At 70.5% G+C, this 15,765-nt stretch carries 16 protein-coding genes and 1 tRNA gene; 2 read left to right on the top strand and 15 right to left on the bottom strand.

Annotated elements, in window-relative coordinates:
* Positions 1 to 93: 93 nt before the first annotated feature.
* Both EFL26_RS09840 and EFL26_RS09835 read left to right on the top strand, forming a co-directional pair.
* Positions 94 to 342: a DUF3263 domain-containing protein gene (locus tag EFL26_RS09840; RefSeq protein WP_123222791.1), complete on the top strand. Its 249-nt coding sequence runs from the start codon at positions 94 to 96 to the stop codon at positions 340 to 342.
* A gap of 94 nt (positions 343 to 436) precedes the next feature.
* Positions 437 to 513 (top strand) — tRNA-Asp (locus tag EFL26_RS09835).
* A 361-nt stretch (positions 514 to 874) separates the two neighbouring features.
* Here EFL26_RS09835 and EFL26_RS09830 read toward each other — a convergent pair.
* The 15 genes from EFL26_RS09830 to EFL26_RS09760 all read right to left on the bottom strand — a co-directional run bounded on the left by EFL26_RS09830 (position 875) and on the right by EFL26_RS09760 (position 15,704).
* Complete coding sequence (locus tag EFL26_RS09830) at positions 875 to 2,089, bottom strand: hypothetical protein (protein ID WP_123222729.1); 1,215 nt, start codon at positions 2,087 to 2,089, stop codon at positions 875 to 877.
* Positions 2,086 to 3,318 (bottom strand): cytochrome P450, encoded by a 1,233-nt coding sequence (locus EFL26_RS09825; protein WP_123222728.1) that lies wholly within the window; start codon positions 3,316 to 3,318, stop codon positions 2,086 to 2,088. Before EFL26_RS09825 ends, EFL26_RS09830 begins: the two co-directional genes overlap by 4 nt.
* A complete protein-coding gene (locus EFL26_RS09820) occupies positions 3,315 to 3,896 on the bottom strand; it encodes a TetR/AcrR family transcriptional regulator (RefSeq protein WP_123222727.1) in 582 nt (193 codons plus the stop codon). Before EFL26_RS09820 ends, EFL26_RS09825 begins: the two co-directional genes overlap by 4 nt.
* Positions 3,889 to 4,305 (bottom strand): carboxymuconolactone decarboxylase family protein, encoded by a 417-nt coding sequence (locus EFL26_RS09815; protein WP_123222726.1) that lies wholly within the window; start codon positions 4,303 to 4,305, stop codon positions 3,889 to 3,891. The genes EFL26_RS09820 and EFL26_RS09815 overlap by 8 nt, the downstream gene beginning before the upstream one ends.
* Complete coding sequence (locus EFL26_RS09810) at positions 4,302 to 5,207, bottom strand: NAD(P)-dependent oxidoreductase (protein ID WP_123222725.1); 906 nt, start codon at positions 5,205 to 5,207, stop codon at positions 4,302 to 4,304. The genes EFL26_RS09815 and EFL26_RS09810 overlap by 4 nt, the downstream gene beginning before the upstream one ends.
* Positions 5,204 to 5,977: an SDR family oxidoreductase gene (locus EFL26_RS09805; protein WP_123222724.1), complete on the bottom strand. Its 774-nt coding sequence runs from the start codon at positions 5,975 to 5,977 to the stop codon at positions 5,204 to 5,206. The genes EFL26_RS09810 and EFL26_RS09805 overlap by 4 nt, the downstream gene beginning before the upstream one ends.
* 122 nt (positions 5,978 to 6,099) lie before the next feature.
* On the bottom strand, positions 6,100 to 7,605 hold the full coding sequence (locus EFL26_RS09800) for an aldehyde dehydrogenase (RefSeq protein ID WP_123222723.1): 1,506 nt from the start codon (positions 7,603 to 7,605) through the stop codon (positions 6,100 to 6,102).
* Positions 7,605 to 8,303: a nuclear transport factor 2 family protein gene (locus tag EFL26_RS09795; RefSeq protein ID WP_183408125.1), complete on the bottom strand. Its 699-nt coding sequence runs from the start codon at positions 8,301 to 8,303 to the stop codon at positions 7,605 to 7,607. The genes EFL26_RS09800 and EFL26_RS09795 overlap by 1 nt, the downstream gene beginning before the upstream one ends.
* On the bottom strand, positions 8,303 to 8,500 hold the full coding sequence (locus tag EFL26_RS09790; RefSeq protein ID WP_123222722.1) for a ferredoxin: 198 nt from the start codon (positions 8,498 to 8,500) through the stop codon (positions 8,303 to 8,305). Before EFL26_RS09790 ends, EFL26_RS09795 begins: the two co-directional genes overlap by 1 nt.
* Positions 8,497 to 9,900, bottom strand: coding sequence for a cytochrome P450 (locus tag EFL26_RS09785; RefSeq protein ID WP_123222721.1), 1,404 nt, complete (start codon positions 9,898 to 9,900; stop codon positions 8,497 to 8,499). The genes EFL26_RS09790 and EFL26_RS09785 overlap by 4 nt, the downstream gene beginning before the upstream one ends.
* Positions 9,900 to 10,679: an SDR family oxidoreductase gene (locus EFL26_RS09780; RefSeq protein WP_123222720.1), complete on the bottom strand. Its 780-nt coding sequence runs from the start codon at positions 10,677 to 10,679 to the stop codon at positions 9,900 to 9,902. The genes EFL26_RS09785 and EFL26_RS09780 overlap by 1 nt, the downstream gene beginning before the upstream one ends.
* Before the next feature lie 129 nt (positions 10,680 to 10,808).
* Positions 10,809 to 12,338: an arabinosylfuranosidase ArfA gene (gene arfA, locus EFL26_RS09775; RefSeq protein WP_123222719.1), complete on the bottom strand. Its 1,530-nt coding sequence runs from the start codon at positions 12,336 to 12,338 to the stop codon at positions 10,809 to 10,811.
* A 45-nt stretch (positions 12,339 to 12,383) separates the two neighbouring features.
* A complete protein-coding gene (locus tag EFL26_RS09770) occupies positions 12,384 to 13,304 on the bottom strand; it encodes a carbohydrate ABC transporter permease (RefSeq protein WP_123222718.1) in 921 nt (306 codons plus the stop codon).
* The gene (locus tag EFL26_RS09765; RefSeq protein WP_123222717.1) at positions 13,301 to 14,260 is read right to left on the bottom strand and encodes a carbohydrate ABC transporter permease; all 960 of its coding nucleotides are present in this window, start codon (positions 14,258 to 14,260) and stop codon (positions 13,301 to 13,303) included. Before EFL26_RS09765 ends, EFL26_RS09770 begins: the two co-directional genes overlap by 4 nt.
* A 97-nt stretch (positions 14,261 to 14,357) precedes the next feature.
* A complete protein-coding gene (locus tag EFL26_RS09760; RefSeq protein ID WP_123222716.1) occupies positions 14,358 to 15,704 on the bottom strand; it encodes an ABC transporter substrate-binding protein in 1,347 nt (448 codons plus the stop codon).
* Positions 15,705 to 15,765: the final 61 nt, after the last annotated feature.

Here is a 15,765-nt window from a genome sequence, read left to right as displayed (position 1 = left end):
TCCCCCGCGACGGGTGTTCGAGGAGCGAGACGACCGGGCGCCCGGGCTGGTCCGGTTGGAGATCTCACCCGCTGCGCTGGCATGCTGGTCCGCATGGCCGAGCTGACCGACGAGCACCGCGCGGTCCTCGACTTCGAGGGCACGTGGTCGAAGAGCATGGGACCCAAGGGACCCGCTGTGCGTCAGCAGTTCGACCGTTCCCTGCTCGAGCACGAGCAGCTGGTCGCCTGGCTGATCCGTCAGCCCGAGGCGCTCGCCCACGCGCCGGCGACCGTACGCCGCCTCCGCCGCCAGCGCGACCGCCGGATCGCCCAGCGCCGGATCGACCGGGAGGCCAGCTAGGCCCGGGCTCGATTTCAGGTCGGGCACTCCGATGCGTTAGCATTCCGTGGCTTCTGGTTGAGGAAGCCGATCGACCAGCACCAGCACCACACCAGGCCCCGTAGCGCAGTTGGTTAGCGCGCCGCCCTGTCACGGCGGAGGCCGCGGGTTCGAGTCCCGTCGGGGTCGCCAGTCGCACAGCCCGGACCGCAAGGTCCGGGCTGTCGTGCTTTCCGGGCGGGTGTGCGCGCCGGGCGGGTGTGCCTGGCTTCCCGGCGCTCGTAGACCGACATGCGAATGTCGCGGACGTGGCCCGTGGGGCGCTCAGCAGCCCCGGCAGCGACATTCGCATGTCCGTGTACGACGGGGGCTCGCGGCCTGGTCCGCGAGTCCACGCCGGCGTCCAGCCGGCACCCGGCCGTCGGCGTGCCGCCACCGCCTCGTACACCGACATGCGAATGTCGCCGGTGGGGCTGGTGTGGCGCTCAGCAGCCCCGGCAGCGACATTCGCATGTCCCTGTACGACGGCCGGGGCGGCCAGCCCGGCCGCCGCCTACACCGGCGTGATCGGCAGCGCCCGGCGCGGCTCGAAGGCGAAGGTCGCTCCGCCGCTGATCCGCGTCACCGCGACCTCGTCGGCGACGGGGGCCTCCTCGTCGCGGCGCACGACCGTCGTCGTCCAGGCTGCGTCGCTGCCGGTGACCTCGACGTCGAGGTGCGGGTCGACCGCGCGGACGGCGGCCTGGAGCGGTCGGGTCGAGCCCGGGCCGCAGAGGGAGACCCAGGCGCCGTCGTCGTGGGCCGGCGAGGGGCGCACGACCAGGCGATCGGACACCGTGGCGTCGACGTACGCCGCCGGGTTCAGCAGCGGGTGGAGCGACAACAGGCGCAGGGCTCCGGCCTCGTCGGACGGCAGCCGGAGCGCGCGGTGGATCCGCTCCCCGGCGACGCCGGCGATCCCCACCAGCTGCCGCAGCGCGATCTCCCGCGCGGCGGCGGGCTCGCTGCGCCGGTCGACCGCGCGGCGGAAGCCGAGGTTGAGCAGGTGCATCTGCAGGCACACCTCGTCGGCGATCCGCACCAGCGCGGAGTGCGAGAACGCGGTGAAGTCGAGGTCGCTGAGCAACGGCCCGGAGTAGTCGGCCAGGCCGTCGTCGGTCGGGTCGATGGGGGCCAGCTCGGTGAGCGCGGCGCGGGAGGACCGCAGGGCGGTGCAGTCGGCCGACTCCGACACCGGCGCGAACGCGGGGTCGATCGTCACCGTCCACGCGCAGTGCGGTTGCCGGTCGGCCGGAGTCCGCGGCGGCCGGTGCACCGGCCGCACCTGAGCCCGCGGGTTGGTCGCGACCGCCGTGGCGTCGAAGGTGGGGTCCTCGATGTCGTGGCACATGCCGCGGACGTAGTCGACGCCCATCGGCTCGACGTCCAGGAGCGCGCCGCAGTGGTCGAGGTGGAACTCCCCGTGCCAGGGGTCGCGCACGGCGTACCGGAAGTCCATGAACTGCGGCGGCGCCCCGATGTCGAGCTGCAGCCCCTTGAAGATCGTGACCACGTCGTCGCCCTGGTAGCCCAGCGCCCGCTGCATCCGGCCGGTGTAGATCGGGCTGGCGGCCATCCACTCCTCGATCGCGACCTGCTGCATGCCCTCCCGGCCGTAGGCGCCGATGCACCACGCCATGCCGGAGCGGTCGATCAGCTGCCCGATCAACAGGAGCTCCGGCACCAGTACGGCGAGCTCCGACCGGCTCAGCGAGCCATACCGGCTCATCGCGGGGTGACCGTCACGGGCAACGAGGCGTAGCCGCGCACGTTGGCCGAGTAGAAACGCCGGGGCTCGCCGGCGACGTCGATCGAGGAGCAGCGCTCGACCAGCTGGGTGAGCGCGATCCTGGCCTCGAGCCGGGCGAGGTTGGCGCCGAGGCAGTAGTGCCGGCCGCCTCCGAACGCGATGTGCCGGGCGAGCTCGGCCTTGTCGCGCATGATGTCGAACTCGTCGGCGTTGCTGAAGACCTCGTGGTCGTGGTTGGCCGCGCCGAGGGCGAACATCAGCTTCGACCCGGCCGGGCAGGTGACGCCCTCGACGGTGAAGTCCTGCAGGGTCAGCCGCGCGAGGAACTGGCTCGACGCCTCGTAGCGCAGCGTCTCCTCGATCCACGGCTCGACCAGCGCCGGGTCGGCGAAGACCGCCGTCCGCTGGTCCGGGTGGGCGCTGATGCTGGCGACCGCGTTGCCGAGCAGCTTGGTGGTGGTCTCGTTGCCGGCGACCACCATGAGGAAGAGGAAGGCGGTGAGCTCCTCGTCGGTCATCCGCCCGCCTTCGTCCCGGTCGCCGCCGTCGGCCACCGTCAGCAGCGCACTGATGAGGTCGTCACCCGGGTTCTGCTTGCGATCCGCGAGCAACCGGGCGTAGTACCCGAACAGCCAGACCGCGGCCTCGAAACCGGCCGGCGGCACGTCGCGCAGACCGTCCTCGCGCACGACCAGCAGGTCGGCGTAGTGGCGCACCTCGTCGCGGTCGGCCTCGGGCACGCCGAGCATCTCGGAGATGACGTCCATCGGGAACGTGCCGGCGTACTCGGTGATCCAGTCGAAGGTGCCCTTCTCCACCGCGGCGTCGAGGTACTGCGCGCTGATCTCGGCGATCCGCGGCTCGAGGTCGGCGACCCGCTTCGGCGTGAAGCCGCGCGAGACCAGCTTGCGCAGCCGGGTCTGCTCGGGCGGGTCCATGCCGAGGAAGGAGGTGACCAGGTGTGCGTTCTCGTTCCACGAGCTCGGGTCGAGCGAGACCCCCATCCGGTTGGAGAAGACGTCGTCGGTGCGGAACGCCCGGTGCAGGTCGGCGTGCCGCGAGAGCACCCAGAAGTCGTGCTCCTCGTTGTGGTACAGCGGCGCTTCTTCACGCAGGCGCGCGTACGTCGGGTACGGGTCGTCCTGCAGCGCGTGGTCGTAGTGGTCGAAGTGCAGCGGGCAGCCCGGTGCCTTCTGGTCGGTGCTCATGCGTGCCCCTCCATGATCACGGCCACGACGTCGTCGAGGCGCTTGCTGAGCTCGTCGTAGGTCACCAGGCCCATGCCCGCCTGGAGCAGCGCACCGGAGAACGCGAACGTGAGCGCCTCCAGCACCCGCGGGTCGACCGGGTCGCCGATCGCGTCGCGGAACCGCTGCACGAACTCCGCGCCGATCACGAGCCGCAACCGCTCGACCTCGGGATCGGTGCCGAGCAGCGCGAGGTTGGCGGCCGTGGCCAGGTGCGGCGAACGGCCGAGCATGCGGGCCATGTGCCGGGTGAAGGTCTGGATCCGGTCGGTCGCGGTGGCGCCCGTGGGTTCGGGTCCGGGATCGGTCACGAGGCGGCGCCAGAACAGCTCCGCGAACAGGTGGTGCTTCGAGGCGAGGTAGGTGTACGCCGTCGCCGGCGACACCCCGGCCCGCTGGGCCACCGTGCGGATGGTCAGCGCGTCGGGACCGACCTCGTCGAGCTCGGCCTCACCGGCGACCAGCAGCCGCTCGACGGTCTCGGCCTGCCGCGGGTTCAGGCCCTGCCGCAGGCTCGGGGTCAGCGTGCTCTCAGCCATCGGAGCGTCCCTTACGGTCGGTCGCTTCGCTCCCCCGTGGCTTCGCCTCGCTGATGGTGTCCTCGACCAGGCTGTTCAGCCGCGCTCCGACCGGCCAGCCGGCGTAGTGGCAGGCCATGATCACGATCTCGCGCAGGTTGTCCTCGTCGAGCTCACCGGCGCGGTACGCCGCCGGGATCTGGATCGAGAGCACGTCCTGCGCGCCGTGGGTGCAGAGCATCCCGATCAGCAGCAGCCGGCGGTCGCGGTCGCTGAGGCCGGGACGCTGCCAGATGTCGGCGAAGAGGTGGTCCGCGGTGTAGCGGAAGAAGTCCCCGCCCATGTCGTTCATCTCGAAGCCGTAGACCTGCTCCATCTTCTCCAGCCCGCGCCTGCGCACGTCGGGAAGGCCGTCGAACTTCTCGCTCATGCCGTCGCTCCTTCGATCGTCGAGCCGCCCGCCCCGGCACCGGCCAGGCCCAGCGCCTCACCCAGGTGCTCCGCGGCGTACTGCGCCATCGGTACGTCGACCCCGAGCCGGTCGGCGAGCACGATCGCGTGGGCGAGGTCCTTCGACCCGATCGCCAGCACGTGCTCGAAGATCGACGTCCAGCCGTCGCCGGGCCCGAGCGGTGCGGTGGTGTCGCGGTGCATGATCGCGCCGGGGCCGCCCGTGATCGAGTCGGTGTGCCGCACGATCCGGCCGAGCGCGACCAGGTCGATGCCGGCCGCCTCCGCGAGCCGCAGCGCTTCACCGGTCGCAGTGAACGCGACGAAGTGGAGCAGGTTGCGCGCCAGCTTCGCTGCGGTGCCGTTGCCGGCCGGACCGCAGTGCACCACCTCCGTGCCCATGAGGCCGAGCGCCCCGCGCGCGGCGGCGAATGCGGCGTCGGTGCCGCCCACCATGATCGCGAGCGTGCCGTCCGCGGCGCCCATCGCGCCGCCGCTGACCGGCGCGTCGACGAACAGCAGGTCGTGCCGGCCGGCCAGGTCCTCCAGCCGCGGGGGCAGGTCGGGCGAGATCGTCGAGTGCACGACGACGACCGTGCCGGCCCCCGCGGCGCCGAGGACCTCGCCCATCACGTCGCGGACCTGGTCGTCGGTGTTCACCATCACGCAGACCACGCCGCACTCCGACGCGAGGTCCGCGACGGACGTCGCCGCCCGGGCACCGGCCTTCTCCAGCTCGGCGACCGGCTCGGGCGCGAGGTCGAAGACGACCAGACCGCCCGGCCAGGCAAGCAGGCGTTGCGCCATCGGCCTGCCGATGTTGCCGAGGCCGACGAACCCGACCCGGGTGTCGGCCGGCTCGACCCCTGAGGTCTCCGTCATGCCCGGAACACCTGCCCGCCGTCGACGTCGAGGATCTGCGCGGTGATCCAGGCCGCGTCGTCCGAGAGCAGGAACAGGCAGGCCCCCACCATGTCCTCCGGCTGGCCGATCCGCTTCAGGGCCAGGGAGCTGCGCACGATGTCGTGGGCGGCGGCGCCGGCCTGGGTGCGGGTCGCGGCGGTGTCGGTCGGGCCCGGGGCGATCGCGTTCACCCGGATGTTCATCCCGCCGAGCTCGTGCGCGAGCTGCTGGGTCAGGCCGTTGATGCCCACCTTGGCGAGTCCGTAGAAGCCGGAGTAGAGCCAGGCCGCCGTGGAGGACTGGTTGACGATCGACCCGCCGCCGCGCTTCTGCATGTGGGGGAAGACGGCCCGCGTGACCACGAGTGCGCCGTCCATGTTGACCGACATGAATCTCCGGTAGTAGCCCCAGTCGACGGTCACCAGCAGGTCGAACTGCATGTCGCCGTAGATCGCGGCGTTGTTGACCAGGTGGTCGATCCCGCCGTACGCCGCGACGGTGGCCTCGGTCATCGCCTGGGCCGACGCCGGGTCGGAGACGTCGCAGCGGACGAACATCGCCGTGCCGCCGTCCGCCTCGATCTCTTTCGCGACGCGCTGACCGGAGTCCTCGTTGAGGTCGGCGACCACCACGCTGGCGCCCTCGGCGGCGAGCGCCTTCGCGTACGCCTCGCCGATGCCCTGGGCCGCGCCCGTGACGATCGCGACCTTGTCCTTGAACCGGCCGTTGGTCGAGCTTGCCGAAACCATGTCTCTCCTTGGGTCTGTCTGTCGGGTCACGGGGTTTCGAGGCGGTTGCTGCGCAACCACTCCTCAACCCACCGGTGGTTGAGGTGCGAGCGCCAGCGAGCCTCGAAACTGCGCCGCTTGCATCACGCCGGCTCGGCGATCGTCTTCGTCTCCAGGTACTCCTCGAACCCGGCGACGCCCATCTCCCGGCCGATGCCGGACTGCTTGTAGCCGCCGAACGGCGCGTCGGGGCTGAACCAGACCCCGCCGTTGACGGCGAGCGTGCCGGTGCGGATCCGGCGGGCCACCGCGCGGGCGCGCTCGAGGTCCGCGCTGTCGACCGAGCCCGAGAGCCCGTACGCCGAGTCGTTGGCGATCCGCACCGCGTCGTCGTCCCCGTCGTGCGGGATGACCACGAGCACCGGACCGAAGATCTCCTCCTGCGCCAGCCGCGAGGAGTTGTCCAGCCCCGCGACCACGGTCGGCTCGATCCAGTAGCCGCCGGCCAGGTCACCGTCCATGGCCGCGACGCGGCCGCCGGTGGCGAACCTCCCGCCCTCCTCCTCGGCCAGCCGCAGGTACGACGCGACCCGGTCGCGCTGGACCTCCGAGATCACCGGGCCGCAGATCGCACCTGGGTGGGCGGGGTCCTTGGCCCCGATCGACTCCATGGTCGCGGCCGCGACCTGCACCGCCTCGTCGTACTTCTCGCGGGGCACCACGAGCCGCGTCGTGATCGCGCAGCCCTGCCCGGCGTGGATGCACGCGGCGAAGGCGGTCGCTCCGGCGACGGAGGCGACGTCGGCGTCGTCGAGGGCGATCGCGGCGGACTTCCCGCCGAGCTCGAGGAAGACCTTCTTCAGCGTCGGCGCGGCGGCCGCCATGATCGCCTTGCCGGTCGCGGTCGAGCCGGTGAACGACACCATGTCGACGCGCGGGTCGGTGGCCAGCTGCGCGGCGACGTCGTTGGCGCGCGGGGTGACCACGTTGAAGACACCGGCGGGGATGTCGGTGTGCTCGGCGACCAGGCGGCCGAGCTCGCACGCCACCCAGGGGGTGTCGGGGGCCGGCTTGAGCACCACGGTGCACCCCGCGGCCAGCGCCGGGCCGACCTTCGCGAGGTTGATCTGCGTGGGCACGTTCCAGGGCGTGATCGCGGCGACCACGCCGACCGGCTCGCGGCGTACGGTGCGCCGGCTCGGGATGCCCATCGGCTCCGCGACGCCGAGGTCGGACTCGAACTCGTAGGACTCCAGCAGGTCGGTGACCCACCTCAGCCCGTCCACCGGTACGTCGAACCCGGCCGCGCCCATCATGAAGCCGGGCATGCCGACCTCGGCGGTGGTCAGCGCCCGGAAGGCGTCGGCCTCGTCCAGCAGCGCCTGGTGCAGCTGGCGCAGGCATCGCAGCCGCAGCTCGCGGTTCGTCGACCAGTCGCTCTCGTCGAACGCGCGCCGCGCGGCCGCGATCGCGGCGTCGACGTCCTGGGCGGTGGCGTCCGGCGCCTGCCCGATCTCCTGCCCGGTGGCGGGGTTGAGGATCGGGAAGGTCGCTCCGGAGGACGACGGCACCAGCTTGCCGTCGATCAGCTGCTGGGCTGCGGGAAGGGAGATCGCGGTGCCCCCCGTGGTTGAGCCTGCCGAAACCATCACTTCACCTCGGGCGTTTCGGCGAGCTCAACCACCGGCTCTTGGGTCACGTGCTCGCCCGCCTCCACCGGCGGCGGCCACACCGTCGAGGGCAGGTCGCGGTACCGGTAGTGCCCCGGCACGTCGAGCCCGGTGACCGACATCCGCTTCAGCAGGGTGTCGGGCGCCTTGCCGGCCTGGATGATCGAGAGGAAGGTGTGCGCGGTCGACGGCATGTCGAACCAGTCGCGCTGCCAGGCGAACTTCAGCTGGCCGTCATCGGGGCCGCCGACCTGGCGCTCGACCCCGAACCACGAGCCGCCGATGCCGAGGATCTCGAACTCCTCGCCGGTGGTGTCGTCGACGATCCCGGACCTCTGCTTCCAGAAGCCGACCACCATCTTGTTCCGCTCGTCGATGACCGTGGCCTGGTAGTCGTAGTGCCAGCCGTCGAGACCGTCCATCTCGATGCCGATCGCCCAGTCCCGGATCTGGTCGCGGCCGACGGCCATGAAGTGCTCGTCCGGGGCGTACATCCAGCCGTACGTCGCGTCGAGCGCGTAGTGCTCGGCCATGATCCGCCAGTCGCCGATCCGCTCGGCCTCGCGGTTGACCGCGAGCCAGGAGTCCCAGAACTCCTCGATCTCGGCGCGCGAGAGATCGGTCGAGCCGCCGGTGGTCGAGCCGCCCTCAGCGGTGGTTGAGCCTGCCGAAACCATTACTTCTCCTCCATCGAAAGGGCCATCGCGGGGCAGTACTTGACCGCCGAGCGCACGGCGTCGCGCAGCGCGTCGTCGGGATGCTCGTCGAGGAGCACGACCCGGTCGGCGTCCTCGTCGAAGCCGAAGACGGTGGGCGCCTCGGCCTGGCAGTTCTGGTGGCCCTGGCAGAGGTCGAGGTCGGCGGAGACTCTCATCGGCCGGCCCTCCGGCGGTACCGGACCCTCGCCGGCCGGGCCAGCTGGATCACCATCTTGGAGGTGTCGTCGCGATAGCTCTCCGAAGGCTGGGCCAGCTCGAACTCGAAGTCGCGCAGGATCACCGAGAAGATCGCCTTCATCTGCATCATCGCGAAGGCGTTGCCCACGCAACGGTGCTTGCCGGCGCCGAACGGGATCCAGGTCCACCGGTTCGCCAGGTCCTCCTGGCGCGGGTCGAGGTAGCGGCCGGGGTCGAAGCTGTCGGGGTCGGGGAAGTCCTCGGCGATCCGGTTCGACACCCGAGGTGTGGCGCCGACCATCGTGCCCGCCGGCAGCACGTGACCGCCGATCTCGATGTCCTCCTGGGCCACCCGCAGCAGCAGGATCAGCGGCGGGTGCAGCCGCAGGGTCTCCTTCAGCGCTGCCTCGAGCCGCGGGATGGACCGGAGCGCCTGGAAGGACACCTCCGCGCCATCGACGTACAGCTCGTCGAGCTCGGCCACGACCTCGGCCATCACGTCGGGGTGCCGCATCAGCTCGATCAGCGCCCAGGAGGCCGTGCCCGAGGACGTGTGGTGGCCCGCGAACATCATCGAGATGAAGATGCCGGTGATGTAGTCGGCGCTCATGTCCAGCGAGATCAAGATGTCGAGGAGGTCCCGCTGGTCCTTGGGCACCTCTCTCCGGTCGCTGGTCGAGCCTGCCGAGACCCGCTGGTCGATGATGTCCTGCACGAGCGCCACCAGGGCCTCGCGCGCGGCATCCCGACGCTCGAAGCTCTCGACGCCCTCCATGTACGGGTCGACGTACGCCAGGGCGTCGGTGCCGCGCTCGAGCTCGTGGTAGTGCTGGGCGAAGCGTGCGTCCAGCTGCTCGCGGAACGGCAGGCCGATCAGACACGCGGACGTGGTGTAGATCGTGAGCTCGGCGAAGAAGTCGAGCAGGTCGATCTCGCCCTCGTCGCCCCAGCCGGCGACCATCCGCCGGATCTCGCGCTCGATCGTGCTCGCGTGCCCGCGCATCATGTCGCCGCGCAGCGCCTGGTTCTTCAGCATCTGCTGGCGCTCCTCGGGCGAGGCGTCGAAGACCACGCCCTTGCCGAAGATCGGCGTCATGAACGGGTACGCCGCCGCCTGGTCGAGCGTGGAGTCGGGCGCCCTGAAGAACTGCTCGTTCGCCTCCGCTCCCGACACGAGCACGACGTCGCGGTCGGCCAGCCGGAAGCGGCCCACGTCGCCGCACTCCGCGCGGACCCGGTGGAGCAGGTCGATCGGGTCGTCGCGGAGGTCCTCGAGATGGCCGTGCGGGCTGTCCGGGAAGCGCCGCGACACCTCGCGGATCTCCTCGATGGTCGAGGCGCGCCTCGAAACCTCGACCTGCGCCTCGGACTTCGGCATCACTTCTCCTCCTGCAGGGGCGCTTCGGGGTTGACCTCGATGAGGTTCAGGTGGACGCCGCGCGGCGCAGCGACGATCGTCGCGATCGCGTCGGCCAGGGCGGCGGGCTTGAGGAAGTGGGGGTGCCGGGCGAGGCCGAACTTCACCCACCCGTTCAGCACCTGGGCGGCCTCCTCGTCGTCCCAGTCGGTGCCCATCTCGCTCCAGGTGGGGCCGGGTCGCACGATGCTCACCCGCACGCCGCTGCCCTCGAGCTCCATCTGCATGGCGTGCGCCATGCCTTCCAGGCCCCACTTGCCGGCGGCGTACGACGACATGAACGGTCGCGCGCGCACGGCGACGTCGGAGCTGACGAACACGACGTCGCCGCGGGTGCGGCTCACCATCGCCGGCACGAACGCACGCACCAGCCGGTGCGCACCCAGCAGGTTCAGGTCGATCTCCGCGGCGAAGCGCTCGGTCTCGACCTCGTGCACGATCCCCGGCGCGACGTGACCGGCGTTGGAGACCAGGACCTCGACGTCGCCGAGGTCGGCGACCACGGCCTTCGCGAACGCCTCCACCGAGCTGGCGTCGGTGACGTCGAGCGGGTGGGCGACGGCCTCACCGCCGTCGCTCCGGATCTGCTCGACCAGCTCGGCACACCGCTCGACCCGGCGCGCCCCGAGGGCCACGGGGTGGCCGGCACGGGCGAGCGTGAGGGCCGCCGCGGCCCCGATGCCGGACGACGCGCCGCTGACGACGGCCGGACGGCGCTCCGGCTGCGCGTACTTGCTCACCGGCCGCGAACCCCGTGACCAGACACCTGATTGGACATGTGTCCAGTTCTACCGGGCGGACGACCCGCTGACAAGAACCTGTTCTCGTTTTTCTTCTGCGCCCGCACGGCGTTCCGGCGGGTCGCAGCGTCACGCTGCGGGAGAGCTTCCCTCCGCCGGGCCGAGCCGGATCACGCTCCACGACACCGGTGGCAGGCGCGTGGAGAGGGTCCCGCCGGTCAGGACCCTTGCGTCCAGCGGCTCTGGCCGCACGCGATCCGGCTGGTCTGCGGTGTTCCGGGCGTAGGGGTCGTCGCCGCCCACCGTCCAGGCCTCGAGGGGGCTCAGGTCACCGAACGCCGCCAGCCCGACCTCCAGGTCCAGGGCCTCGGCGCGGTCCCGGTTGACCACGAGCACGACCACCTCACCGGTCGCCGGGTCGTGGGTGGCCACGGCGTCGAGGAGCGGGACGTCGCCGTACCGCTCGGTGGCGTACGTCGGCGTCTCGACCTGGACGCGGAGCACGGTCCCGCGGGCGAGCCGGCTGGTGAGCGCGAACGGGTGGAAGATCGTCTGCCGCCAGGCCCCGCCGCCGGGCTCGGTCATGATCGGCGCGATCACGTTGACCAGCTGGGCCTGGCACGCGGCGGTGACCCGGTCGCTGTGCCGGAGCAGCGAGATCAGCAGGCTTCCGACGACGACCGCGTCGACGGCGCTGTAGTGGTCCTCGATCACGGGACGACCCTGCTCCCACGTCGTCGGGACCGGCGCGTTGTTGAAGCGGCTCTGGTACCAGACGTTCCACTCGTCGAAGGAGACGTTGATCCGCTTCGGGCTCTTCAGCCGAGCCCCGACGGCGTCCGCGGTGGCGACGATGCTGTCGATGAAGTAGTCCATGTCGACGGCGCTCGCGAGGAACGACCCGAGGTCACCGTCGGTCTCCTCGTAGTACGCGTGCGCCGAGATGTAGTCGACCTGGTCGTAGGCCAGCTCGAGCACGGTGCCTTCCCACGCACCGAAGGTCGGCATGCTCGAGTTCGAGCTGCCGCACGCGACCAGTTCGAGATCGGGTTCGGCGGCACGCAGCGCCCGCGCGACCTCGGCCGCCAGCCGGCCGTACTCGTGGGCGGTCTTGTGGCCGGTCTGCCACGGGCCGTCCATCTCGTTGCCCAGGCAGAACATCCGCACCCCGTGCGGCTCCTTCGTGCCGTTGCTGCGCCGCAGCTCGGAGAGGTGCGTGCCCTCGGGGTGGTTGAGGTACTCGTGGACGTCGAGCGCTTCCTGCACGCCTCGCGTGCCGAGGTTGAGGGCGTACATCACCTCCACGTCGGCCTTGCGGGCCCAGCGAGCGAACTCGTCGATCCCGACCTCGTTGGTCTCCAGGGAGTGCCAGGCCAGATCACGGCGTACCGGACGCTGGGCGACCGGCCCGACCCCGTCCTCCCAGCGGTAGCCGGACACGAAGTTCCCGCCGGGGTAGCGCACCGTGGTCACGCCCAGCTCGCGGGTGAGGTCCAGGACGTCCTGGCGGAAGCCGTCCTCGTCGGCCGTCGGGTGCCCGGGCTCGTAGATGCCGGTGTACACGCAGCGACCCATGTGCTCGACGAACGAGCCGAAGGTGCGCCGGTGGACGGGGGCGATCGTGAAGCCCGGGTCGAGGCGGAACGAGGCGGAGGGCATGGACGTCCTTTGCAGGTCGAGGTGGGCGGAGGTCGGTTCGCGCTGCTACTTGAGCGAACCACTGCTGAGGCCGCTGCGCCAGAAGCGCTGCAGCATCAGGAAGGCGATGATCAGCGGCACGATCGCGACCAGTGCACCGGTCGTGATCAGGTTGAACAGCATCCGAGTGCCGCCCTCCTGCTGGGCCGTGTTGAACCACGTGGTGAGGCCGACGGTCAGCGGGTAGAGCTTGGACTCGCTGAGCATCACCAGCGGCAGGAAGTAGTTGTTCCAGGTGGCGACCAACGTGAAGAGGAAGACGGTGACGATCACCGGCTTGATCATCGGCAACACCACCTGCACGAAGATCCGCAGCTCGCCGGCGCGATCCATCCGGGCCGCCTCGAGGAGCTCGACCGGCACGCTCTCCGAGACGTACACGCGCACCAGGTAGGTGCAGAACGGGCTCAGCAGCGACGGCAGGATCACGGCCCACATGGTGTTCACGAGGTGGATGTGGGAGAGCAGCAAGTAGGTCGGCAGCACCAGCGCCGTGCCGGGCACCATGATCATGCCGAGCAGCGCGGACTCGAGGAACCGCTTGCCCGGGAAGGTGAACCGTGCCAGTCCGTAGCCGGCCAGCGCGCAGAGCGTGGTCGCCCCGAGGGCGCTGACGCCGGAGTACACCGCGGTGTTCACCAGCCAGCGCCCGTAGACGCCGTCGTCCTCGCGGAACAGCTGCCGCAGGTTCGCCGGGAGGTCGAAGCCGTGGCCGAACCACAGGGCCGGTGAGGACAGCAGGTCGGGCTGGCTCTTCGTCGCCGCGATCACGATCCAGATCAGCGGCACTGCGAAGTACAGCATGCCGACGCCCATGATCACGTGGGCGAGCCGGGTGCCCGGTTCACCCGCACGGCGCGGGCTCCGGGTCGCGTCGCGGCGTACGGCGTGCCTGGCCGGCGTGTCGGCCGCGGTGGTCGTGCTCATGCGCGGGCTGCCCTTCTGCGCGTGACGAAGACGTAGGCGTAGGAGAGGACGAAGACGGTCAGACCGAGGGCGAACGACGTCGCCGCGGAGTAGTTGAAGGCTCCGAAGCGGAACGCCTGGCTGTAGGCGTAGAGGTTCGGGGTGTAGCCGGCGTCGATGTCCGGCGCGAACCGCGCGAGGATCGCCGGCTCGTTGAAGAACTGCATGGTCCCGATCACCGTGAAGATCGCCGCCAGGGAGATCGCCTGCCGGATCGCGGGCACCTTGACGTGCCACGCGATCTGGATCGGGCTGGCACCGTCGACCACCGCGGCCTCGTACATCTCGCGCGGGAGGCCTTGCAGCGCCGAGTACAGGACGATCATGTTGTAGCCGGTCCAGGCCCACGTCACGACGTTGCCCAACGAGATCAGCAGCAGGTGGCCGCCGAAGAAGTTCAGCGGCCCGCCGCCCCAGACGTGACTGACGCCCGCGAACGGCCCGAACGTCTTGCTGTAGAGGAAGCCCCACATGAGCGCCCCGATCACCACCGGCACGGCGTACGGCATGAAGGCGATCAGGCGGAAGACCCGGGAGAACCGGGTGTTGATCGCGTCCAACGCAAGTGCGGCGACCAGCGCGAGCCCGAGCATGATCGGGATCTGGACGGCGCCGAACCGGATCACGCGCCACAGGCCGGCCCGGAACTCGGGGTCCTTGAACACGTGGCCGTACTGAGCCAGCCCCGTGAACTTGTTGCCGAGCGCGAGGCTCTCGCTGTGCAGGCTGAGCCACAGGGCGTACCCGAGCGGCAGCGCGAGGAACAGCACCACGATCACCAGGAACGGCAGCACGAAGAGCGCGCCGGACACCGACTGACGCGCCTGGAAGGACAACCCGGGACGAGACTGTCGCGGCGACACGGCGGGGGGCGTGGGCGTCGCCGCCTGCCGGCCGGGCAGGACGTTCACGGACATGCAGACCTCCACATCGGGGCAGGGGCCGCGCCGACCGCCAGACCGGGTGACGAGCCCGGAGGGAGCGATTCTGGCAGTCGGCGCGGCACGAGTGTCGCTACTGGTGGACGGTGAAGCCCTGTTGCTCGGCGTAGGCGACGACCTTCTTCTGCGTCTCCGCCAGCACGGTGTTCCACGGTCGCTTGCCTGCCAGGGCCTCAGCGCTCAGGTCGTTGAGCGTCGTGAACACGTAGTCCTGGAACGGCGTGTACTGGAACTCGCCGAGGCTGTCGGAGACCGGCACGAAGATCTGGTTGACCTTCTGGCCTCCGAAGAAGTCGTAGCCCTTGTCGGTGAACGACGGGTCGGCGGCGACGTCCTTGACCAGCGGGTAGAGAAACGCCTTGTTCAGGCCGATGTCCCAGGCTGCCTTGGAGCTGCCGAACAGCTCGCGGGCGACCTCGGTGGCCTCCTTCGGGTGCTTGCTCTGCTTGGTGACGACGAACGTGGAACCGCCCCAGTCGCCCTCGGCGTTCTCACCCGCGGTCCACTGCGGCATCGGCGCCACCGCCCACTTCCCGGCGGTCTGCTTCAGCGAGCCGGCGAGGTAGCCCGGCGTCCAGCCGGCGGCGGCCCAGGTCCAGTACTTGCCCTTGTCCAGGGCGGCGGAGGCGTCCGCGGTGAAGAACGGGTCCTTGGCCATCAGGCCGCGGTTGACCAGGTCGCCGTAGAAGTCGATCACCTTCTCGCAGGCCGGGTCGGTGAGCTTGATCGTCACCTCGTCCTTGGCCTTCGCCTGGGAGTACCCGTACGGCCGGCAGCCGGCCTGCCACATGAGGCCGTTGATCCAGCCGCCGTCCTTGCCGAAGCTGGCGATGTAGGCGTTCGGATCTGCCGCCTTGATCTTCTCCGCGTCCGCGGCGTACTCCGCCCACGTCGTCGGCACCGGGATCTTGTACTTCTCGAACAGGTCCTTGCGGTACATCAGCGCCATCGGCCCGCCGTCGACCGGGATCGCATAGACCTTGGTGCCGTCGGTGGCCTGCTTCCAGGCCCAGTCGGCGTACATCGACTGATCGTCGTTCGCGCCGTACTTCCCCAGGTCGACGAGCTGGTTGAGGATGATGAAGCTCGGGACCTCCTGGAACTCCACCATGGCGACGTCGGGCGCTCCCGAGCCTGCCTTGAACGCGGTCTTCAGCTTCGCGTACTGGTCGGGGCCGGTGCCGACGTTGGTCCAGTCGACCTGGACGTCCTTGTGGCTGGCGTTGAAGGCGTCGACGACGCCCTTGAACTCGGGGTACCAGGCCCACACCTTGATGTGCACAGGACCGGAGCCGGATGAGCCGCTGCCGCCGGAGGAGGATCCTCCGCCGCAGGCGGAGGCGAGGGCAGCGACGGCCAGGACGACGGCGACCAGCCAGCGCGTCCTGCGAGCGATCGGGGGGTGGGGGGTCTTCCTCACGAGGTTCTCCTGCGGGTCTGGTTCGAGGGGCGAGCCGGAACGACGATGGTTGTGAGCGCTC

Origin of the sequence: Nocardioides pocheonensis (assembly GCF_003725535.1) — a bacterium.
Classification (GTDB): domain Bacteria; phylum Actinomycetota; class Actinomycetes; order Propionibacteriales; family Nocardioidaceae; genus Marmoricola; species Marmoricola pocheonensis.
The sequence above is the reverse complement of the archived record's forward strand: the minus strand, read 5'-3'. Positions and strand labels throughout refer to the sequence as shown.

Coding starts and splice junctions, on each gene's coding strand:
- EFL26_RS09770 (WP_123222718.1), bottom strand. CDS start 13,304: ATGAGCACGACCACCGCGGCCGACACGCCGGCCAGGCACGCCGTACGC.
- EFL26_RS09805 (WP_123222724.1), bottom strand. CDS start 5,977: ATGGTTTCGGCAAGCTCGACCAACGGCCGGTTCAAGGACAAGGTCGCG.
- EFL26_RS09830 (WP_123222729.1), bottom strand. CDS start 2,089: ATGAGCCGGTATGGCTCGCTGAGCCGGTCGGAGCTCGCCGTACTGGTG.
- EFL26_RS09815 (WP_123222726.1), bottom strand. CDS start 4,305: ATGAGCGAGAAGTTCGACGGCCTTCCCGACGTGCGCAGGCGCGGGCTG.
- EFL26_RS09800 (WP_123222723.1), bottom strand. CDS start 7,605: ATGGTTTCGGCAGGCTCAACCACGGGGGGCACCGCGATCTCCCTTCCC.
- EFL26_RS09825 (WP_123222728.1), bottom strand. CDS start 3,318: ATGAGCACCGACCAGAAGGCACCGGGCTGCCCGCTGCACTTCGACCAC.
- EFL26_RS09840 (WP_123222791.1), top strand. CDS start 94: ATGGCCGAGCTGACCGACGAGCACCGCGCGGTCCTCGACTTCGAGGGC.
- EFL26_RS09765 (WP_123222717.1), bottom strand. CDS start 14,260: ATGTCCGTGAACGTCCTGCCCGGCCGGCAGGCGGCGACGCCCACGCCC.
- arfA (WP_123222719.1), bottom strand. CDS start 12,338: ATGCCCTCCGCCTCGTTCCGCCTCGACCCGGGCTTCACGATCGCCCCC.
- EFL26_RS09795 (WP_183408125.1), bottom strand. CDS start 8,303: ATGGTTTCGGCAGGCTCAACCACCGCTGAGGGCGGCTCGACCACCGGC.
- EFL26_RS09790 (WP_123222722.1), bottom strand. CDS start 8,500: ATGAGAGTCTCCGCCGACCTCGACCTCTGCCAGGGCCACCAGAACTGC.
- EFL26_RS09820 (WP_123222727.1), bottom strand. CDS start 3,896: ATGGCTGAGAGCACGCTGACCCCGAGCCTGCGGCAGGGCCTGAACCCG.
- EFL26_RS09785 (WP_123222721.1), bottom strand. CDS start 9,900: ATGCCGAAGTCCGAGGCGCAGGTCGAGGTTTCGAGGCGCGCCTCGACC.
- EFL26_RS09810 (WP_123222725.1), bottom strand. CDS start 5,207: ATGACGGAGACCTCAGGGGTCGAGCCGGCCGACACCCGGGTCGGGTTC.